Raw genomic sequence first — 19126 nt, forward strand, 5'->3', positions numbered from 1 at the left:
ACCCAAAACGGCACGTTTTGGCGCACTTTTGCGTCTGCTCGCCACAGCCCGCAACATGTGGCGCGCGCTGACGTCGATGGGGACCGCGCTGGTGCTGCTGTGCCTGCTGGCCCTCGGCGCGATCCCCGGCGCGCTGCTGCCACAGCGAAACCTCAACGCCGGCAAGGTCGACGACTATCTGGCCGCCCACCCGCTGCTCGGGCCGTGGCTGGATCGGCTGCAGATGTTCAACGTCTTCGGCAGCTTCTGGTTCACCGCCATCTACGTGCTGCTGTTCGTGTCGCTGGTGGGCTGCCTGACCCCGCGGACCATCGAGCATGTCCGCAGCCTGCGCGCCACACCGGTGGCCGCGCCGCGCAACCTGGCTCGGCTTCCCAAGCATGCAAGCGCCACGGTCGCCGGCGAACCCGACACCGTGGCCGCGGCGATGGCGGCAAGGCTGCGCGGCTGGCGCAGGGAAATCCGCCGATCAGGCGGGGCCACAGAGGTTTCCGCGGAGAAGGGCTACCTGCGCGAGTTCGGCAACATCGTCTTCCACTTCGCGCTGCTGGGCCTGCTGGTCGCAGTGGCCGTCGGCAAGCTGTTCGGCTACGAGGGCAACGTGATCGTCATCGCCGACGGTGGCCCCGGCTTCTGCTCGGCGTCCCCGGCGGCGTTCGACTCCTTCCGCGCCGGCAACAGCGTCGACGGGACCTCCCTGCACCCAATCTGCGTGCGCGTCAACGACTTTCAAGCCCACTACCTGCCGTCCGGCCAAGCCACCTCGTTCGCCGCCGACCTCGACTACCAGACCGGGCGCGACCTGGCCACCAACAGCTGGCGGCCCTACCGGCTGCAGGTCAACCACCCGCTACGGGTGGGCGGCGACCGCGTGTACCTGCAAGGCCACGGCTATGCGCCCACCTTCACCGTGACCTTCCCGGACGGGCAGACCCGAACCTCGACCATGCAGTGGCGGCCCGACAACCCGCTGACGCTGCTGTCGTCCGGGGTTGCCCGCATCGACCCGCCGGCCGGTGCCTACCCCGACCCGCGCCAGCGCCACAACCACCAGATCGCGATCCAGGGCCTGCTCGCGCCCACCGCCCAGCTCGAGGGCACCCTGCTGTCGTCGAGCTTTCCCGCGCTCAACGCCCCCGCCGTGGCCGTCGACATCTATCGCGGCGACACCGGCTTGGACACCGGTCGGCCGCAGTCGCTGTACAGCCTGGACCCGCGGCTCATCGAGCAGCACCGGCTGACCAAGGTGCAACGGGTGAACCTGCGCGCCGGCCAACAAGTCGACCTCGACGACGGCACCGTCGTCCGCTTCGACGGCGCCGTGCCGTTCATCAACCTGCAGGTCTCCCACGACCCGGCCCAGGTGTGGGTGTTGGTCTTCGCGGCCACGATGATGGCCGGGCTGCTGGTGTCGCTGCTGGTGCGCCGGCGCCGGGTATGGGTCCGGGCGGTGCCCGCGGACCCGGGTACGGTGAACGTCGAGGTCGGCGGGTTGGCGCGCACCGACAACGCCGGATGGGGCGACGAGTTCGAGCGGTTGACGTCGCGGCTGCTGGCCGGGTTGCCCCAACCAACAACAGCTCACCCGTCCCGTGAGCCCGTCGGCGCCCCCGGAAGGGACTCCAGATGAACACACTGCACGTCGACGTCGCGTTGGCCCGCTACTCCGACTGGGCCTTCACCTCGGCGGTGGTCGCGCTGGTGGTCGCGCTGCTGCTGCTCGCCGTCGAACTCGCTTACACCCGCACCCGCAAGGCCCCCGAACTCGTCACAGCCGGCGCCGTCTCCGCTGACAGCGCCACCCCCGGCGTCGTCGAAGCCGCGGCACAACGACCCGTCGACGAACGCGTCGGGCGGGCCGGGTTGGCGGTGGCTTACGTCGGCATCGCGCTGTTGCTGACCTGCCTGGTGCTGCGCGGCCTGGCCACCCTGCGGGTGCCGTGGGGCAACATGTACGAGTTCATCAACCTCACGTGCTTCTGCGCGCTGGTGGCCGGCGCGGTCGTGCTGCGCCGCCCGCAGCACCGCCCGCTGTGGGTGTTCCTGCTGCTGCCGGTGCTGATCCTGCTGACCGTGTCCGGGCGCTGGCTGTACGCCAACGCGGCTCCGGTGATGCCGGCACTGCAGTCCTACTGGCTGCCGATCCACGTGTCGGTGGTCAGCCTCGGTTCCGGGGTGTTCCTGGTCGCCGGCGTGGCCAGCATCCTGTTTCTGCTCAAGACGTCGCGGCTCGGTGAGCCGGATGCCCCGGGCGCGTGGACGCGCATTGTGCGGCGGCTGCCCGACGCGCAGACCCTGGACCGCATCGCGTACCGCACCACGATCTTCGCCTTCCCGGTCTTCGGTTTCGGCGTGATCTTCGGCGCGATCTGGGCCGAAGAAGCCTGGGGCCGCTACTGGGGATGGGACCCCAAAGAAACTGTGTCGTTCGTCGCGTGGGTGGTGTATGCGGCTTACCTGCATGCCAGGTCGACGGCGGGATGGCGCGATAGGAAGGCGGCCTGGATCAACGCGGTCGGCTTCGTGGCCATGGTCTTCAACCTCTTCTTCGTTAACCTGGTGACGGTAGGTTTGCACTCGTACGCAGGTGTGAGCTGATTACACATCCCGGGGGGTCGGTCGGGCGCTGCGATATGTTCGAGACAAGCGACATGTTCGAGACAAGCGACCCGAGTACTGCAACGAGGGGAAGAGCACGTGTCTGACCATCCAACGCAGGACGTCGGGGGATCTGGTCACCGCGAAGATCAGCCCACGACACAGCTGCCTCCGCAGCAGCATCCCGGCGAACCCGACCCCAAGACCAGCGACGCGGAGACCAAGGCTTTCGCCGGCTTCCGGACCCAGCGCCGGTTCAGCGAGGCCCAGACGCGCGCAGTGCCGCCGCCGCAGACGGTCGCGCAGCCGCGAGCGTGGGCTGCCACTCCGGTGACGCCGGACCGAGGGCTGCCACCATCCGGCGAGCCGACTGCCTACGGTTACTACGGCGGCGCACCCGACACGTCGGTGGACACGCAGTACCGGCCGGGGCACGCCCCGCCGTCACCGTATCCGGACCTGTCCACCAGCATGCTGTTGCGGCAGGTCAAACCGCCACCGTCGGAGGGCTGGCGCCGGTGGCTCTACCTCTTGTCGGGGCATTTGATCAACGTCGGGGAAAGCCCGCGGGTGACCCGTTACAACGACCTGGTGGTCCAGGCCAACCGGCCGCTGCGGGGCTGCTACCGGATCGCGGTGGTGTCGCTGAAGGGCGGGGTGGGCAAGACCACCATCAGCGCCTGCCTGGGAGCCACATTCGCCTCGATCCGCGGTGACCGGGTGGTGGCCGTCGACGCCAACCCCGACCGCGGCACGCTCAGCCAGAAGGTGCCGTTGGAGACACCGGCCACGGTGCGCCACCTGCTGCGCGACGCTGAGGGCATCCAGCGCTACAGCGATGTGCGCAGCTACACCAACCAGGGTCCCAGCCGGTTGGAGGTGCTGGCGTCGGAAACCGATCCCGCGGTGTCGGAGGCGTTCAGCGCTGACGACTACACCCGCACCCTGGACATTCTGGAGCGCTTCTACGGCATCGTGCTCACCGACTGTGGCACCGGGCTGTTGCACTCGGCGATGTCGGCGGTGCTGGCCAAGGCCGACACCCTGATCGTGGTCAGCTCGGGGTCGATCGACGGCGCGCGCAGCGCCTCGGCGACGCTGGATTGGCTGGACGCGCACGGCCACGGGAACCTGGTGCGCGAGTCGATTGCGGTGATCAATGCGGTGCGGCCGCGCTCAGGCAAGGTCGACATGCAGAAGGTGGTCGATCACTTCTCGCGGCGCTGCCGGGCGGTGCGGTTAATACCGTTCGACCCGCATCTGGAAGAGGGCGCTGAGATCTACCTGGAGCGATTGAAGCGGGAAACCCGCGAGGCGCTTATCGAACTGGCCGCCGTTGTCGCCGACGGCTTCCCCAGCGACCAGCGGCGGCCCACCTCGCATTTCATCTAGCGCAGGGGCCGGTCGGCTAACGCGGGTTGTTGTCGCCGTGGCTTAACCGCCACAGGAATTCGGGGTCGTCGTCGGGTCCGATCACACGTGTCTTGGGCCGGTTGACCTGAGAGCGGGCCGCGCGCCAGCCGATGTAGATCAGCGTCCCCAACACCAGGACGAGGAGCAGGTAGAGCATCAACACCTCCTTTATCCGAATATACCTGCGCCGTACGCTCGGATCGTGGCAGAAGGACCGACCTCGACCCGCCGTGTGGCGGTAGACGTGGTGCTTTACGCCGTGGCACGGGTGGCGTTGGTGGTCGTGCTCAGCGTGGTGATCTTTTGCGCGGCGCGACTGCTGGGGGTGCGCGAATTCCCGGTGGTCGTCGCCGTGTTGTTCGCGCTGGTTCTCGGAATGCCTTTGGGGATATGGGTTTTCAGTCCGCTGCGCCGCCGCGCCACAGCCGGGTTGGCGATCGTCGGCGAGCGGCGCCGCCGCGACCGCGAGCAGATACGCGCGCGACTGCGCGGCGACGCCCCACCCGAATAATGACGGGGCTGTAAGCGTTTCATGACGCCGGCGATTGCGGCCGGTTTTTCGTCCAGTCTGCGTCCATGGCGTCGCCGCGCCGGCGGACCACGCTGTCAGCGCAGAGCGGATACGGTGGCCGCAGACTCGACACGCACACCTGGCTACCTTGGCGCTATGACCGACGCACGCGACCTGTATCACCGATGGATCTATGAACTGTGGGCAGGCAAGCCCAGCGCAGCTGAGGTTGTCGCCGACGACTTCGTCGGGCACTGGCCGAGCCGCGACGTGCACGGCCCGGCTGAGCTGCAGTCGATCATCGACGAAACCCTTCAGATGTTCGACGAGTTGACGTTCGACATCGAGGTGCGGCCGCTGGTCGACGGCGAACTGGTGGCGGCACGGTGGCGTGGTCGCGGCAAGAGTGGCGAGGCGATCACGGTGTTCTTCGGCAACGACATCCTGCGCCTCGCCGACGGTCGGTTCGTCGAGTACTGGACCGGTACCTCAGCCGGCTAATCCCAGCGCGGCCGCCACGGCGATCGCCCAGACCAGCATCGCCAGTCCGGTGTCGCGTAGCACCGGAATCAGCTCGCGCCCGTTTCGGCCGGATCGCACCGGCCGCAGCGCCCGCAGCGCCAGCGGCAAGCCGACCAACCCTGCGGCACACCACGGCGTCGCCAGCATCAACACCACCGTCAGCACGCCGGCCCCGGCCAGCAGGCCCTGGTACAGCACCCGCGTCCTGGCATCGCCGAGCCGCACCGCGAGTGTGTTCTTGCCAGACTGTGCATCGGTGGGAATGTCTCGCAAGTTGTTGGCCACCAGCACCGCCGACGACAGCGCACCCGTCGTCACCGCCAGCACCCCGCCTACCCAGTCCACCCGCAACGCCTGGGTGTACTGGGTGCCCAACACCGCGACCAGACCGAAAAACACGAACACCGCTGCTTCGCCAAAACCCGCGTAGCCGTAGGGTTTTGAGCCGCCGGTGTACAGCCACGCGCCGGCGATGCACAACGCACCGACCACAATCAACCACGGCGCACTGGTCACCGCCAGCACCAGGCCGGCCACCGCGCCGACGCTCAAACTCACCACGGCCACCGCCAGGACCGACCGCGGCGCCGCCAGCCGCGAACCCACCAGCCGAACCGGACCGGCCCGCTCGTCGTCGGTGCCGCGGATGCCGTCGGAGTAGTCGTTGGCGAAGTTGACTCCGACGGTCATCGCCACCGCGACGGCCAACGCCAGCACGGCTTTCCACCACACGGTGGCGTGCAGCCAGGCCGCAGCACCGGTGCCGGCGATCACCGGCGCGACGGCGTTGGGCAGGGTGCGCGGCCGCGCCCCCGCGCACCACTGACTGACGGTTGCCACGGCTCGATCCTTCCACGGCACAATGAGCGAATGCTGGCAGTGATCGGAGGCAGCGGCTTCTATACGTTTTTCGGCGCCGACGCGCGCACCATCGATGTGGACACCCCATTCGGTGCGACCAGCGCCCCGATCACCGTGGGCGCAGTCGGCGAGCATGAAGTCGCATTTCTGCCGCGCCACGGTGCACGCCACGAATACTCAGCCCACACGGTGCCGTATCGGGCCAACATGTGGGCGCTGCGCAAGGTCGGGGCGCGACGGGTCTTCGCGCCGTGCGCGGTCGGTAGCCTGACGCCCGAATACGGGCCGGGCACGGTGGTGGTGCCCGACCAGCTACTGGATCGCACCCACGGGCGCGCCGATACGTATTTCGAATCCGGCGGCGTGCACGCCAGCTTCGCCGACCCGTACTGCCCGATACTGCGGGCGGCAGCCACCAGCCTGCCCGGCGTGATCGACGGCGGCACCATGGTGGTGATCCAGGGTCCCCGGTTCTCCACCCGCGCGGAAAGCCGCTGGTATGCCTCGGCCGGATGCACTCTGGTGAACATGACGGGCTATCCAGAGGCGATCCTCGCGCGCGAACTCGAAATATGTTACGCCGCAATAGCTTTAGTCACGGACCTGGACGCTGGTATCGACGCCGGCGGCGGCGTCAAAGCCGTCGAGGTGTTCAGCGAATTCGAAAAGTACATCGAGCCGTTCAAAAAGCTGGTGCACGAGGCGATCGATCAGGTGTCACCCGACCTGACGTGCACGCAATGCCCGCCGCATACCGGTGCCGACCTGCCGTTCGACCTGTCGTAGCGGGCACCGCAGGCTAGGGTGTGCGAATGCATGGCCGGACTCCGATGACGCCGCTGGGGGCGGTGCTGCGAGGCGCAGCAGCCGGCGCCGTGGGCACCCTGGCCATGGATCTGCTGTGGTACCGCCGCTACCGACGCAGCGGCGGCGACGCCGGGTTTGCCCCGTGGGAATCGTCGGCCGGTTTGGACAGCTGGGACGACGCTCCGGCGCCGGCGCGGTTCGGCAAGCGGTTGATCGAGGCTGTGTTTGACAGCGAGCTGCCGCCGACATGCGCACGTCTGGTCAACAACGTCGTGCACTGGTCCACCGGAGTGGGATGGGGTGCGGTCTTTGGGCTGATAGGTGGATCAATGCCTTTCCGCCTCTGGCAGGGGCCCGCTTTCGGTACGGGTGTTTGGCTGCAGTCCTACGCTGTGCTGGTGCCTGCCAAGCTGTATAAGCCGATGTGGGAATACGACGTTCAAACGCTGGCCAAGGACCTCAGCGCACATTTGGTGTACGGGTCGGCGACCGTCGGGGCATTCCGCATACTTGCCTTACAGTAACGTCACGTCCGGCCGCCGTCGCCTGAATCTTCTTGTCCCCGATAAATCTTGGGTTTGTCAGCACTTGTCTGCTGCGAGGAGTCTTGGGCCGGACGATGGATCCGCGGTTTGGGTGACCGCTGCGCGGCACCACCGCCTGCCAACTTGGTTGTCTCGGCCTGCCCGGTTTCCAGTCGCGTCGTCTTCGCGTCCGATGCGGGGGCAGCAGTGCGAGTCGGCCTGCGGGTCGTTGGCGCGGACCGCCCGGTCACGACAGCTACGACCAGGACGCAAACCGCCAGTAGGCAGAGCACGACGTCGAAGGTACTGGTGATCTGTTGCGCGAGATTGTTGCCATAGATCGGATTGGCGGCCCCCGCGGAGGCACCCGCCACCCGGGGCGCCAGCGCGATGCCGACCACGATACGAGAAACGGTGAGCACCACCAGAACTGCGCACGCCGAGGTGATCAGGACCGCAGGCAGAGCGCGGTTGAGCAAATTGATGTAAATCCACACCGCAATTACCGCGGTGACAAGGTCGAACGCGGCGGTGGCCGCGCTGTTGTACGGCGAGTAGGGCAGCTTCAGGCTCAGTGAAACCACGATGTCGGTGACCCGCATCACCACAGAAGCAACGGACCATACCACGATGAGCAGCAAGCCCGTTCGCGCTGCGGCCCGCCAGACGTCGGCCTGGCTGGCCGTCATGGTCATCAGCAGCATCAGCGGCGCGAAAATAGCCGCTGCCGCCGTCCAGGCCAGATAACCCTCGAAGCCGACCCCTGCGGTGGACGTGTTCTGGGCGATGCCGTGGAATCCGTCGATGTCACGGCCAATGGGCAGGCTCCAGACGATCAGTCCGGCCAGTAGAGTCGAGGCTCCGAGCGCGATGATTGCGAGGCGAGATACCCTGCTGCGGCGAAGGATCCACCGCGACGCCACGACAACTGCCACCAACGCGACGACGCCGTAAATCACCGCGGTCGCAATGATCGCCACATTCTGCTTACCGAATCCAGAACCGCTCGAGCCTGGTAGAGCACTTTTCACCCGCCAGAAGAGGTTGAACAAAAAGCTAAGGGACGCAAGGGCGATCGAGGCGTAACCGACGATTCGGGCAGACTGTAGCCAGCGGCGAAACTTCATGTCGTCCGTTGCGGTGCCGGTGATCACGGGTTGAGCGCTCAATAATGAGCCGGCGATCCCCAGCCATGCGCCTGGGCCCACGCCGCTCGGCACGTTGGCGCTGCCGCCGTATCTAACCGTCTGGACCACCTCGAACACGACGACGCCGAAGACCAGCAGCCCGTATGGGGCGTTGAGCCAAGCACGCAACCGGCCAACCACCACCGGATTGAAACGCGAGCCGAATAGCCTCCACGGCCCGGCATAGGTGACCGCGATCGCTCCCAGTGACAGCACGGTGGCCGCGATCAGCAGTACAAACGCGCCGCCGTGGCCGTTGGGGATGCCGCCGCCGAAGTACAGGTTCCACGGTACGAACAGCGCAATCACCAATAGCACGGCGGCGACAACGTCGCGGCCGATGTTCCACCGCCGCGTCGACTCACGCGCCACGAGCGGTCGCTGACTTGGTGGCGACATTTTTTGGGTGCGAATGACTTGTGTCGCTCCGGCTTGGTCGGACTGGTGCTGTTCCTCGGGCCCTGGTTGCCGGCTATGGGGGCGGGCAATCCGCGGTTGGGCGCCGAAGCGGTCGCTAGGCGTGTCCCCGCGGCTTTCGCTCACCAGGTTCCCCCTGTGATGTGACAGTGGTTTTGCGCAACGGGTGTGGCTTCAGTTAACACCTCCGGTCGCGGTTGCGCAGAGAGTGTGTGAACATACCGCTCATCGAGACGGCCCCGAGCAGTGCCGATATGCTGGTCCAATCTGCGCGGACAGGGGAGTTTGTCGGCCGAAAGACAGATACTGCCGAAGTTATCGCAGTCTAATGATGATCACACATTGCCGCGGGCGGCCGGTGATTTAGTGCGAGCGATCGGCGGAAAACGTGCCGATGTCATGCGCACTTCCGCGAGAGGAGAACCGCGATGGACGTAGCTCTGGGTGTCGCGGTCGCCGGTCCGGTTGCCCGGGTAGCGCTTGTCGGGTCTGGCGCCGACAGCGGCGCGGTGATCGATCAGTCGGTGGTCGACGTGTCGTCGGATCCCATTCGCAGGTTGACGGAAACGGTCGTCGGCACACATCGGTCGCTTTCCGGCCAAGGCCATCGGCTGGTAGGTACTCGGCTGTGTTGGTCAGATCAACGCCGAGCCAGTGACCTGAGAAGAGCGCTCGACGACTCAGGTGTCCAGAACGTCGCGTTGCTGTCCGAGCCGGAGGCGGCAACAGCTTTGGTGCGCAACGTTTCTCGCGGCGAGGGACAGCATGGCGTGCTTCTGGTCAACGATGACACGGCGATGCTGTCGTTGATCGGCGGTGACGACGCTGCAACGAGGGCTGTGGGCGCCAAGCCATTGCGTGGCTTGGACCCGGTGACGGCGGCCGGCGCGTTGCTTGGCCGGCTGCGTGAACAGCCGGGAGCGGCCAGCGATGTCTACCTGATCGGCAAGTCCGCGGATGTCTCGGCCGTGGCTGACGAACTTCGAGCCACGTCGGCGTTGCCGGTGGCGGTGCCGGAGAATCCGGAGTTCGCGATTGCGCGCGGCGCGGCGATAGCGGCGGAGTCGGCGGCGACGACGTACGGCGCGATGCCGGCGCAAGACATGACGATGGCGGCGATGACCGCTCAGGACGCGACCATGGCGGGGATCCCGGCGGCGGACGCGACCATGGCGGGGATGCCGGCCCAGGACGCGACGATGGCGGGGATGCCGGCGGGGGACGCGACCATGGCGGGGATGCTGGCGGGGGACGCGACCATGATGGACTCCGCGGAGGACGCAACGGGTTCAGGCGCGGCGTTGGCCTACTCGATGGCGGACGACGATTCGGGATTGCTTCCGATGGAGTACGCCGGCGACGAGGACGAGGCGGAAGCGGCGCCACCACCGGTGGGGCGCGCGTTGCTGGTTGGCAGCACCGTCGGCGGCATCGTGGTTGCCGGCTGTGCGGCGTTGGCCGTCGCGGTAACGATCGGCATTCGCCCGACCGCGGCCACTCAACCGCAGCAGGTTGTGAAACCGCAGCAGAAGCCGGTACCGGGGAACTTCATGCCGGTGCTGCCAGCGCCCAGTGCACCCCCGTCGCCGCCCGCGCAGGCGCCACAGATGCCGGCGGCTCCGGATGGCGGCGCCCCGCAGGGTGTCTCTGGTCCCGCTCCTCAGCAAGTACCTGGCGGAGCGCCGGCTGCTCCTCCGGTCGAGCAAGCACCGCCGGAGGCACCCGTCGCGCCGCCGCCGCCACCACCGGCTTACAACCCGGTGCCCATCCCCATTCCGATCCCGATTCCGATCAACCCCCCGCCGCCCAATAGCACGACGGGCGGGACGACTGCGGGTACGACCGGTGGCACGACCGCCGGCACCACCGGGGGAACTACAGCCGGCACCACCGGGGGAACTACCGGCGGCACGACCGCGGGCACTACCGGTGGAACAACTGGCGGAACGACTGCAGGTACTACCGGCGGCGGCACCACGGGCGGCACTACCGCGGGTACGACTGGTGGCGGCACGACCGGCGGCGGCACAACGGGCGGTGGAACGACTGGCGGTACGACTGGTGGTGGGACCACCGGCGGTACGACCGGCGGCACGACCGGCGGCGGCACGAGCGGCGGCGGCACAACGGGCGGCGGTACAACGGGCGGCGGCACGACGGGTGGCGGCACGACCGGCGGCGGCACAACGAGCGGTGGTCACCACTAATTCCGCGGACCAGCGCTCATGGCGTTGGCCTTTGCCCGGTGATGTTTACACCCAAGCGGTCAGTACCATTGCCGGCTTCGGTTTGGTAATCGAGTTCGCCACGGGAACTGCCCGCTTCGACGCGCCCCTCGCTTTGATGTATTCCGCTGTGCCGTAATCGATTACGCCGCCAGCGCCCGGGAAGCAGCTTCGTTACCATGTGTTTGGTGCTGCGCGGAAGACGTTGCACCGTCTCAGGAGGAACGAACGCGAGATAAAGCACGAACATCGCCAAGCTGAAAAAGCCAACCGCAATGGCCATCATGATCGAGATGTGCATGATCACCCCCGCAGCCAGCGCCCATGGTCGTAAGCGGCGGTTCCACACAAAGATCGCAACCGACAACTCAACGGCGAGCGTGCCCCACGTGGCGGCGTTCATCAGCAGCGCGTTATTGGCCAACCAATGCGAGGCGGGGATCAGCAGCATGTCTTGCAATCGCAGCGCGTAGGACACAGCTGTGCCCTCGGGCCAGGCGCTGCCGTTGAGCTTGCTCGACACCGACGCCAAATAGATCAGCGACACCTGCAGTTGCATCAATCGAAGTGGCCACTGTGGGCGCTGCTGTGCCGACCAGAACATTCCAGTGCTGCGTCGCTGGTCGAGCGACAACGCCGCGCCGCACGGCGAAAGGGCAAGGAACAGCGCCTCAAGGCGAACGAGGAGGTCGCCGGAGTTCCATACCCACGGGTTGCGGTGTTGGAACGACAAGATCAGCACAAACACGCCGAGTGCCGCCAATCGACTGCGCCACCCGATCGTCAGCGCGAGTGAGGCAACCAGCAGCACCGCCCATCCGACAAGCAATGCGCGGTCACTGTTCCAGATTGCGAAAACCCCCCACTGAAAACTTCCTCCGGGCTGTTGCGGCTGGATCCCGTTCGGGCCGAACAGCTCATACAGATCAGGCAGCAAAGAGAGCGTCCAGCCCAACGCCAAGGCGCCGAACGCGATCCTGACCAGACCGAGGGTGTAGGCAGGTTGCGGTCGGAACCAAAACCTCCGCCAGACTTCGGCTGCGGCCACCCACGGCCCCTGACGGGCTTCCGGTTCGCTCATGACTGGCCGGTCAAGGTCTCGTCGTAAAGAATTTCCGTGCCAGTGGTGCGCGGCCCATCGGCACCCGGCGGCGGGAGCAATTCGGTACGCAAAGTCATCTGCACTCGTACCGGGCGCTCTCCGCGACCGGTGAGCCGGTGAACAACCCAGTGCGCCAAGCCAATTCGACTAGCAGGCTGGCGTACTAGATTTTCTTTGGCCTTCTGCCAGCGATACCACGAAAACGCTCCCACCACACGGTCACCGCGCGGGTTTGTCCACACCCGTTGCGCACCGTCGGCCATTGTGACACGCACCTCGACGTACTCAAGGCGCCGCAACGGTTCCGGGGCGTACATCCGCCAGTTCTGCTCTAGACCAGTTGCCGACGCGACCGGCTGCAGCACCGGCATAAGCCGCCGCTTGACTTCGGCATCGGGCAGGCTCCACACCACGCCGGTGACCAGCACGAGGACGACCAAGCAGCTGATTGCTGCCTCGCCAACACGTGACCTCTCGAATCGCTGCCCGATCGTCGAGAGTTTGCTCAGATCCAGCGCAAGGCTCCTTTTCTCGTCGTTCGCTATCCGAAGAGCCAGAACTTGCTTTTTAGCACTCAAATGGTTTGTCGGCTTGATCGTGAACCTATTGGCTTAGGTTGATCGGATTGCGCGAGCATAGGCTCACCGGCTTCCGACGCCCGGATGAGATTCGGAAAGAAAAGTTATGAAGATCGTCGTGATCGGTGGCACAGGGTGGCCGCCGCGAAGGCCGCAGCCATTAAACACTACGTCGTGGTGTCGATCGTCGGTTGCGACGAGCTACCCGATAGCGGGTACATGCGGGCGAAGGTCGCCCAGGAGAAGCTCGTCGAACAATCGGACCTCCCCTACTCGATCGTGCGTGCCACCCAGTTCGCGGAGTTCGCCGACGCGATCACAGCGTCGATGACGGTCGGCGACGAAGTACGTGTCCCGGACGCCTTGATCCAGCCCATCCCCGCCGCCGACCTCGCCACCGAGGTCGCTCACGAGTCGTCACCGAAGCGGCGCGCCAACGCCTGCCGGTCCACCTTTCCGATACCGCGCATCGGCAAGACGTCGACGATATGCAACTCGCGCGGTGCTGCGGTGACGTCGAGTGCCTGCGCGACATGAGTACGCAGCGCGTCCAGCGTCGGCGCGATGCACCCTTGGCGCACGACGACCGCAGCAACCACCCGTTGCCCCAGCCGCTCGTCGTCAACCCCGAAGACTGCGCAGTCGCGCACCGCCGGATGGGTCAACAGCGCAGCCTCCACCGGTTGCGGAAGCACGGTCAACCCACCGGTGCTGATGGCCTCGTCGATTCTGCCGAACACGCTGAGCCGCCCCGAATCATCGAGCGAGCCAACGTCGTTGGTGTAGAACCAGCCCGGCTCGGCGAATGGGTCGGGATCGACGGGGTTGCGATAGCCCTTGGCCAGCGTCGCGCCGCCGACCACGATGCGCCCGTCGTCCGCGATCCGCAGCCGCACCCCTTCGAGCGGGACACCGTCGTAGACACAGCCGCCCGCAGTCTCGCTCATCCCGTAGGTGCGCACCACCGAAATACCGGCCGCCGCAGCGGCATCCAGGACCGGTCGCGGTGCGGGACCGCCGCCGATAAGCACGGTGTCCAATTCGGCAAGGGCACTGGTCGCCGCCTGGTCGGCCAGCGCCTTGGCCAGTTCGGCGGTGACCAACGACGCATATCGCCGACCTGACCCCAATTGCATTACTGCACTGGGTAGTTCGGTGACATCGAAACCTGCCGAGACGTCCAGCTCGACGGGGACCGTGCCGGCCAGTACGCTGCGCACCAGCACCTGCACGCCGGCAATGTGATACGGCGGCAGCGCCAGTAGCCAGCGGCCGGGACCGCCCAGACGAGCATGAGTGGCCGATGCACTGGCTCTCAGCGCGCCGGCCGTCAGCATCGCGCCCTTGGGCGCGCCGGTGGTTCCCGACGTCGTCACCACCAGCGCGATGTCGTCGTCGATCTCCTCGCCGATCCGCAACGCGGGCAACGTGTCTCCGGCGCGCACCGGGACCAGCGCGGGTTCACGGCCGGTGAGCACGCTTTCCAATGCGGGCAGCAAAGACGTCGCCGCGGAGCCCGGCGAAGCGGCGACTGCGCGCAGAACGGCTATCCGCGGCCCTCGCCCTCGCGGACGTCATCGAGCGGCCAGCCCTTGGCAGCCAACCGCGCCCGCACCCGCTCGATGTCTTCGGCGGCCGGCAGGTCATCGGTGAATTGGGTGATCGTGGCACCGATATCGATGTGGTCGAACTCGCCGCGCTCCATCAGTTCATTGGCGACGGCCTTCACCTCGTCGTTGGTCAGCCGTCGTGACAGCAGAGCCAGGAGCGGAAAGTAGTCGGTCGGCGGCACGCCTTCTGGATAGCCGGCGCGCAGCCAGGCGACGATCGAGGTGAGGAATCGGTTCACAGTCCGTCAACTTCCGCCGGGGCCGTCAGAATGCCGTAAGCACGCCACCAGCCGATGCTACTTCGCGTTGTGGGGTCGAGGCGCGCCCAGGATGTACCACCCTGTGTGGTGCGCGATGAATTCACGTGCGATGAACAGCACGCCGAGTACGACGGCCGCGAGCACCAGTGCGAAGATCGCCCAGCTGAGCACAGTCACTACCGGGCGCCTTACAGCAACGGCGTGGCCGCCGCCGCTCACGCCGGCACCGACAGCACTTAGTCGAATCCCGACAGCGAACAGCGCCGGCAGCCCCGCACCCACCACCAGGCTGAAGACCAGAATCTTCAAGGTCGCGGTGTAGTTGAACCACGTACTCATGAGGCTGGAGTGGTAGTCGTAGGGATGGTGTCGCTGTCAGGCCGGGTATCGGCCGGTGGTGGCTTCACAACATCGGAATCCCGGGGCGGTGACGCCGAGTCGAGGCCTGCCGTCAGGCTGCCTTCCCACTCGTGGTTGACGTTGGTGTGGTCGACGCGCACCTTGCGAGCCTGCAGCCAGATTGCCAGTGAAACCGCCGACAGCAGCGCGAAGCCGACGAGTACCCCGACGTAGCCGCCGATGGCGTGGACGATGACGTAGGTGATCGCACCGACGATGCCCGCCGACGGCAGCGTGAACAGCCACGCTGTCACCATCCGGCCGGCCACCCCCCAGCGCACCTCGGCGCCGGGCTTGCCTACCCCGCTGCCCAGAACTGACCCAGTGGCGACCTGCGTGGTGGACAGCGCATAGCCGAAACTCGCGGACAGCAAGATGACCGCTGCCGATGACGACTCGGCGGCCATGCCTTGCGGCGGCTTGATCTCCACCAGCCCCTTACCCATGGTCCGGATGATGCGCCAGCCGCCGAAGTAGGTTCCGGCCGCGATCGCCACGGCACAACACACGATCACCCACAGCGGCGGCAGGGTGGTGGACTTGCTCACCGCGCCATAGGAAATCAGCGCCATGAAGATCACGCCCATCGTCTTCTGCGCGTCGTTGGTGCCGTGGGCCAGCGACACCAATGCGGCCGACCCGATCTGGCCGCGGCGGAAGCCCTGTTCGCTGCGGTTCTCGGGGACCCCGCGGGTGAGGCGGTAGACCAACCAGGTGCCGACTGCCCCGACCAGGATGGCCAGCGCCGCCGCCACGATGGCCGGGATGATCACCTTGGACACCAGGCCGCTCCAGATCACCCCGTGCCCGCCGACCGCGGCGATCATGGCGCCGACGATGCCGCCGATCAGCGCATGGGAGGAGCTGGACGGAATGCCCAGCAGCCAGGTCAGCAGGTTCCAGACGATACCGCCGACGAGGCCGGCGAAAACCAGCTCCAGCGTCACCAGATGCCCGTCGACTAGACCTTTGGCGATCGTCGCGGCGACGGCCGTCGACAGAAACGCGCCTACCAAATTCAGCACGGCAGAAAGCGCCACCGCCGCCCTCGGCGCCAGCGCGCCGCTGGCGATGGAGGTGGCCATGGCGTTGCCGGTGTCGTGAAACCCATTGGTGAAGTCGAACGCGAGTGCTGTGATCACCACGATGATCAGGAAGAACAAGTCAAGACTCACAAGGCATCACGGCGCCAATTCTGGGGCGCGGGGCGCCGGTTTGTCGAACGAATGCGGAAAAGAGTCATTGGAATGTCTCGACTTGTTGTCAGCTGTTCCCCTCGGGTTCACCTAGCGGGTTGCGCCTGGTGTCGCGGCGCAGCGGGTGATCGCCGGGTACCTGCACGAAGATCAGCGTGATGCCGTCAGGGTCGGTCACGTGCATCTCGAGCAACCCCCACGGCTCGCGACGCGCCTCGCGGGTGATGGGCACGCCTCTGCTTTGCAGCTCCGCTTGGGTGGCGTGAATATCGCGCACCTGAAGCCACAGTGCGCCGGGGAACGGGCCCGGGTAGCGTTCTGAGGTCGGGTAGCCGGCCAGTTCGATCAGTGACTGGCCCGCGAAAAAGACTGTGCCAGCGCCATATTCGCGGGCGATCGCAAGGCCGATCTGGTCGCGGTAAAAACTTAGCGAGCGCTGATAGTCCGTTGGCCGGAAGAGCATTCGGCTGGCCAGGATCTCCATCTATCGTGTCTATCACGTTGCGGCGTCGCGCGGTTTTGGGATTCCACAGCCTGCTCAGGAGGCGGGCTGGATGCGCTGGCGCTTCATCAGCGCGGTGACCCAGCGCGGGCCGACGGTGTCCAGTGCTCTGGCGGCGACGGCGATGCGCGGCGCGATTCGGACGGGGCGGACGCGTGCCGCGGTCACCATCCATTCGGCGGCCTCGCGCGGCGTCAGCGCAGGCATTCCGTCGTAGGCCTTGGTCGGCGCGATCATCGGTGTGGTCACCAGCGGGTAGTACAGCGTCGTCGAATGGACTCCCTTTGTGCCCCATTCGGTTTCGATGACGCGGCTGACCGCCGACAGCGCAGCCTTTGACGCGTTGTATACCGAGAAAAGCGGTGACGCCTCGCTGAACACACCCCACGTCGCGACGTTGATGATGTGGCCGTCACCGCGCTCGAGCATCCCGGGCGCGATGCCGCGGATCAACCGCAGCGGCGAGTAGTAGTTGAGCACCATGGTTCGCTCGACGTCGTGCCAGCGTTCCAGGGACTCTGCCAGCGGGCGGCGGATGGAGCGGCCGGCGTTGTTGACCAGGATGTCGACTCCGCCCAGGCGCTGCTCGGCGTCGGCGACCAGGGCGTCCACGGCGTCCATATCCGACAGGTCGCACGGAATCGCGATCGCGCATCCGCCTTTTTGCGTGATCCGGTCGACCACCGCGTCGAGAAGGTCCTTGCGCCGCGCGACGGCGACCACGGTGGCGCCATGGCGCCCGAATTCTTCGGCCGCGGCTTCCCCGATGCCCGACGATGCCCCGGTGAGCAGGATTCGTTTGCCGTCGAGGTCGACCGGTTTGGTCGCGGGCCGGGTCAGCAGCAGCTGCTCGGCGATCGGAGGGCGCATTCCGGCCAGTGCGAATGCCTCGCGCATGCGGCGCATCGGACTTTTGCTCATGAACTCGCAGTCTAGGAGCTGCGCCAGATGACCAGGTGGTCACATATGTCACAGGAGTCGCTGCTCCGAGGGATTACCTAGTGTGCCCGCCTCGCAGCGATTAGCATAGCTAATAATCGCTCCGAGGCGGGCACACAGTGCATCCCCACAGACTCAGCACCGGCCTCAGAAATACCGCGGGAACCGGCTCCAATCCGGGGGCCGCTTTTGCAGGAACGCATCACGGCCCTCGACGGCCTCGTCGGTCATGTACGCCAAACGTGTTGCCTCCCCGGCGAACAGCTGCTGGCCCACCAGCCCGTCGTCGAGCAGATTGAAAGCAAACTTCAACATCCGTTGCGCCTGGGGGGATTTCGCGTTGATCTCGGATGCCCATTGCAGCCCCACCGACTCCAGCTCGGCGTGGTCGACGACGGCGTTGACCGCGCCCATCGCGTGCATCTGCTCGGCGGTGTAGGTGCGCCCCAAGAAAAAGATTTCCCGCGCGAACTTCTGGCCCACCTGGCGAGCCAAATACGCGCTGCCGTAACCGCCGTCGAAGCTGCCGACGTCGGCATCGGTCTGTTTGAAGCGGGCGTGCTCGCGGCTGGCGAGCGTCAGGTCGCACACGACATGCAGGCTGTGCCCGCCGCCGGCCGCCCATCCGTTCACCAGGCAGATGACGACCTTGGGCATGAACCGGATCAGCCGCTGCACCTCCAGGATGTGCAGCCGACCGGCGCGTGCAGTGTCGATGGTGTCGGCGGTCTCGCCGGAGGCGTACTGGTAGCCGCTGCGCCCGCGGATGCGCTGATCGCCGCCGGAGCAAAACGCCCAGCCACCGTCTTTGGGTGACGGCCCGTTGCCGGTCAACAGTACGACGCCGATGTCGGGCGACATCCGGGCATGGTCCAGCGCCCGGTACAGCTCGTCGACGGTATGCGGGCGGAACGCGTTACGCACCTCTGGGCGATTGAACGCCACCCGCACGGTGGGATCGCTGACGTGGCGATGGTAGGTGATGTCGCTCAGGTCGGCGAATCCGTCGACCACCCGCCAGGCGTCGGCATGGAAAGAATTGGCAGTCAACGGTATTCGGCCCCCACTGATTCCAGGCGGAATACGGCGCAACGTCCGGCGAGTGCCTCGAACTCATCGGGGCGTCCGTCGGTAACCAGCCCGGCGCGTTTCGTGAACTTCACGCCGGTAGGCACCCGCTCGCAGCGGCGGCCGCGGGTCACCGTCGCCTCGCCGGCAGCGCGAACATTCTCGACCCAATCGGCGCCCGGGAACCCGGCGACGACGTACTCCTCGCCGTCCACCGTCATCGGAGTGACGGGTGTCGAGCGCGGGCACCTGGACTTGCGACCGGGAACCGTCAACACCACCGGGCCTTCGCCGCCGAATCGCAGACCCAGCCGCGACATTCGGATGAAAACTTTGTTCATCGGCTTGAGCCACCACGGCGGTCGGATGCGATCAGTTGTGGGCATGCCTGTCACAGTAGCCAGGCT

General features: G+C 66.5%; 21 protein-coding genes and 1 pseudogene. 9 read left to right on the plus strand and 13 right to left on the minus strand.

What is annotated here, in order from left to right; all coding sequences use genetic code 11:
• Nucleotides 1-55 precede the first annotated feature (55 nt).
• The 3 genes from G6N15_RS11595 to G6N15_RS11605 all read left to right on the plus strand — a co-directional run bounded on the left by G6N15_RS11595 (nt 56) and on the right by G6N15_RS11605 (nt 3990).
• The gene (locus tag G6N15_RS11595; RefSeq protein ID WP_083089222.1) at nt 56-1630 is read left to right on the plus strand and encodes a cytochrome c biogenesis protein ResB; all 1575 of its coding nucleotides are present in this window, start codon (nt 56-58) and stop codon (nt 1628-1630) included.
• The gene (gene ccsB, locus G6N15_RS11600) at nt 1627-2598 is read left to right on the plus strand and encodes a c-type cytochrome biogenesis protein CcsB (protein WP_083089191.1); all 972 of its coding nucleotides are present in this window, start codon (nt 1627-1629) and stop codon (nt 2596-2598) included. The genes G6N15_RS11595 and ccsB overlap by 4 nt, the downstream gene beginning before the upstream one ends.
• 99 nt (nt 2599-2697) lie before the next feature.
• Nucleotides 2698-3990 carry a MinD/ParA family ATP-binding protein gene (locus G6N15_RS11605; protein WP_083089192.1) on the plus strand — a complete coding sequence of 431 codons (1293 nt, stop codon included), beginning with the start codon at nt 2698-2700 and terminating at the stop codon, nt 3988-3990.
• A 16-nt stretch (nt 3991-4006) separates the two neighbouring features.
• Here the strand turns inward: G6N15_RS11605 and G6N15_RS11610 are convergent, their stop codons facing one another.
• Nucleotides 4007-4168 (minus strand): hypothetical protein, encoded by a 162-nt coding sequence (locus tag G6N15_RS11610; protein ID WP_139797963.1) that lies wholly within the window; start codon nt 4166-4168, stop codon nt 4007-4009.
• Between the two features lie 45 nt (nt 4169-4213).
• Between G6N15_RS11610 and G6N15_RS11615 the strand changes: the two genes are divergently transcribed.
• Entirely contained in the window at nt 4214-4522 is a 309-nt protein-coding gene (locus tag G6N15_RS11615; RefSeq protein ID WP_083089193.1) for a DUF4229 domain-containing protein, read from the plus strand.
• 156 nt (nt 4523-4678) lie between these two features.
• Nucleotides 4679-5023 (plus strand): nuclear transport factor 2 family protein, encoded by a 345-nt coding sequence (locus G6N15_RS11620; RefSeq protein ID WP_083089194.1) that lies wholly within the window; start codon nt 4679-4681, stop codon nt 5021-5023.
• On the opposite strand, the gene G6N15_RS11625 is transcribed toward G6N15_RS11620, so the two are convergent.
• Nucleotides 5012-5884, minus strand: coding sequence for a 1,4-dihydroxy-2-naphthoate polyprenyltransferase (locus G6N15_RS11625; protein ID WP_083089195.1), 873 nt, complete (start codon nt 5882-5884; stop codon nt 5012-5014). The two genes, G6N15_RS11620 and G6N15_RS11625, sit on opposite strands and share 12 nt — an antisense overlap.
• A 30-nt stretch (nt 5885-5914) precedes the next feature.
• Here G6N15_RS11625 and G6N15_RS11630 point away from each other — a divergent pair, with 30 nt between their 5' ends.
• Nucleotides 5915-6691, plus strand: coding sequence for an S-methyl-5'-thioadenosine phosphorylase (locus G6N15_RS11630; RefSeq protein ID WP_083089196.1), 777 nt, complete (start codon nt 5915-5917; stop codon nt 6689-6691).
• Between the two features lie 26 nt (nt 6692-6717).
• Nucleotides 6718-7236 carry a hypothetical protein gene (locus G6N15_RS11635; protein WP_139797964.1) on the plus strand — a complete coding sequence of 173 codons (519 nt, stop codon included), beginning with the start codon at nt 6718-6720 and terminating at the stop codon, nt 7234-7236.
• A gap of 2 nt (nt 7237-7238) precedes the next feature.
• On the opposite strand, the gene G6N15_RS11640 is transcribed toward G6N15_RS11635, so the two are convergent.
• The gene (locus G6N15_RS11640; RefSeq protein WP_275998889.1) at nt 7239-8822 is read right to left on the minus strand and encodes a DUF7937 domain-containing protein; all 1584 of its coding nucleotides are present in this window, start codon (nt 8820-8822) and stop codon (nt 7239-7241) included.
• A 446-nt stretch (nt 8823-9268) separates the two neighbouring features.
• On the opposite strand from G6N15_RS11640, the gene G6N15_RS11645 reads away from it, so the two are divergent.
• Nucleotides 9269-11047: a hypothetical protein gene (locus G6N15_RS11645; RefSeq protein ID WP_139797965.1), complete on the plus strand. Its 1779-nt coding sequence runs from the start codon at nt 9269-9271 to the stop codon at nt 11045-11047.
• A gap of 16 nt (nt 11048-11063) precedes the next feature.
• On the opposite strand, the gene G6N15_RS11650 is transcribed toward G6N15_RS11645, so the two are convergent.
• On the minus strand, nt 11064-12146 hold the full coding sequence (locus tag G6N15_RS11650; protein ID WP_083089201.1) for an HTTM domain-containing protein: 1083 nt from the start codon (nt 12144-12146) through the stop codon (nt 11064-11066).
• Nucleotides 12143-12607: a hypothetical protein gene (locus G6N15_RS11655; protein ID WP_139797966.1), complete on the minus strand. Its 465-nt coding sequence runs from the start codon at nt 12605-12607 to the stop codon at nt 12143-12145. Before G6N15_RS11655 ends, G6N15_RS11650 begins: the two co-directional genes overlap by 4 nt.
• Nucleotides 12608-12880: 273 nt before the next feature.
• Here G6N15_RS11655 and G6N15_RS11660 point away from each other — a divergent pair.
• Nucleotides 12881-13153: pseudogene (locus tag G6N15_RS11660) on the plus strand (SDR family oxidoreductase); the annotation flags it as partial.
• On the opposite strand, the gene menE reads toward G6N15_RS11660, so the two are convergent.
• The 8 genes from menE to G6N15_RS11700 all read right to left on the minus strand — a co-directional run bounded on the left by menE (nt 13153) and on the right by G6N15_RS11700 (nt 19105).
• Nucleotides 13153-14223: an o-succinylbenzoate--CoA ligase gene (menE, locus tag G6N15_RS11665; protein ID WP_232070455.1), complete on the minus strand. Its 1071-nt coding sequence runs from the start codon at nt 14221-14223 to the stop codon at nt 13153-13155. The pseudogene G6N15_RS11660 and the gene menE overlap by 1 nt on opposite strands.
• A gap of 68 nt (nt 14224-14291) precedes the next feature.
• Nucleotides 14292-14594, minus strand: coding sequence for a DUF3349 domain-containing protein (locus tag G6N15_RS11670; protein ID WP_083089204.1), 303 nt, complete (start codon nt 14592-14594; stop codon nt 14292-14294).
• A 57-nt stretch (nt 14595-14651) separates the two neighbouring features.
• On the minus strand, nt 14652-14954 hold the full coding sequence (locus tag G6N15_RS11675; RefSeq protein WP_083089205.1) for a hypothetical protein: 303 nt from the start codon (nt 14952-14954) through the stop codon (nt 14652-14654).
• Nucleotides 14951-16189 (minus strand): inorganic phosphate transporter, encoded by a 1239-nt coding sequence (locus tag G6N15_RS11680; RefSeq protein ID WP_083089206.1) that lies wholly within the window; start codon nt 16187-16189, stop codon nt 14951-14953. The genes G6N15_RS11675 and G6N15_RS11680 overlap by 4 nt, the downstream gene beginning before the upstream one ends.
• A gap of 88 nt (nt 16190-16277) precedes the next feature.
• Nucleotides 16278-16694, minus strand: a complete 417-nt coding sequence (locus G6N15_RS11685) for a VOC family protein (RefSeq protein WP_083089207.1) — start codon at nt 16692-16694, stop codon at nt 16278-16280.
• A 54-nt stretch (nt 16695-16748) separates the two neighbouring features.
• Complete coding sequence (locus G6N15_RS11690) at nt 16749-17633, minus strand: SDR family oxidoreductase (RefSeq protein ID WP_083089208.1); 885 nt, start codon at nt 17631-17633, stop codon at nt 16749-16751.
• A gap of 165 nt (nt 17634-17798) precedes the next feature.
• Nucleotides 17799-18701, minus strand: a complete 903-nt coding sequence (locus tag G6N15_RS11695) for a 1,4-dihydroxy-2-naphthoyl-CoA synthase (protein WP_083089209.1) — start codon at nt 18699-18701, stop codon at nt 17799-17801.
• Complete coding sequence (locus G6N15_RS11700) at nt 18698-19105, minus strand: nitroreductase family deazaflavin-dependent oxidoreductase (protein WP_083089210.1); 408 nt, start codon at nt 19103-19105, stop codon at nt 18698-18700. The genes G6N15_RS11695 and G6N15_RS11700 overlap by 4 nt, the downstream gene beginning before the upstream one ends.
• Nucleotides 19106-19126: the final 21 nt, after the last annotated feature.

Origin of the sequence: Mycobacterium noviomagense (assembly GCF_010731635.1) — a bacterium.
Taxonomy (GTDB): domain Bacteria; phylum Actinomycetota; class Actinomycetes; order Mycobacteriales; family Mycobacteriaceae; genus Mycobacterium; species Mycobacterium noviomagense.

Excerpts from the sequence above, each read along its gene's own strand:
- G6N15_RS11595 (WP_083089222.1), top strand. The coding sequence starts at position 56 with ATGTGGCGCGCGCTGACGTCGATGGGGACCGCGCTGGTGCTGCTGTGC.
- ccsB (WP_083089191.1), top strand. The coding sequence starts at position 1,627 with ATGAACACACTGCACGTCGACGTCGCGTTGGCCCGCTACTCCGACTGG.
- G6N15_RS11610 (WP_139797963.1), bottom strand. The coding sequence starts at position 4,168 with ATGCTCTACCTGCTCCTCGTCCTGGTGTTGGGGACGCTGATCTACATC.
- G6N15_RS11620 (WP_083089194.1), top strand. The coding sequence starts at position 4,679 with ATGACCGACGCACGCGACCTGTATCACCGATGGATCTATGAACTGTGG.
- G6N15_RS11630 (WP_083089196.1), top strand. The coding sequence starts at position 5,915 with ATGCTGGCAGTGATCGGAGGCAGCGGCTTCTATACGTTTTTCGGCGCC.
- G6N15_RS11635 (WP_139797964.1), top strand. The coding sequence starts at position 6,718 with ATGCATGGCCGGACTCCGATGACGCCGCTGGGGGCGGTGCTGCGAGGC.
- G6N15_RS11640 (WP_275998889.1), bottom strand. The coding sequence starts at position 8,822 with ATGTCGCCACCAAGTCAGCGACCGCTCGTGGCGCGTGAGTCGACGCGG.
- G6N15_RS11645 (WP_139797965.1), top strand. The coding sequence starts at position 9,269 with ATGGACGTAGCTCTGGGTGTCGCGGTCGCCGGTCCGGTTGCCCGGGTA.
- G6N15_RS11650 (WP_083089201.1), bottom strand. The coding sequence starts at position 12,146 with ATGAGCGAACCGGAAGCCCGTCAGGGGCCGTGGGTGGCCGCAGCCGAA.
- G6N15_RS11675 (WP_083089205.1), bottom strand. The coding sequence starts at position 14,954 with ATGAGTACGTGGTTCAACTACACCGCGACCTTGAAGATTCTGGTCTTC.
- G6N15_RS11685 (WP_083089207.1), bottom strand. The coding sequence starts at position 16,694 with ATGGAGATCCTGGCCAGCCGAATGCTCTTCCGGCCAACGGACTATCAG.
- G6N15_RS11690 (WP_083089208.1), bottom strand. The coding sequence starts at position 17,633 with ATGAGCAAAAGTCCGATGCGCCGCATGCGCGAGGCATTCGCACTGGCC.
- G6N15_RS11700 (WP_083089210.1), bottom strand. The coding sequence starts at position 19,105 with ATGCCCACAACTGATCGCATCCGACCGCCGTGGTGGCTCAAGCCGATG.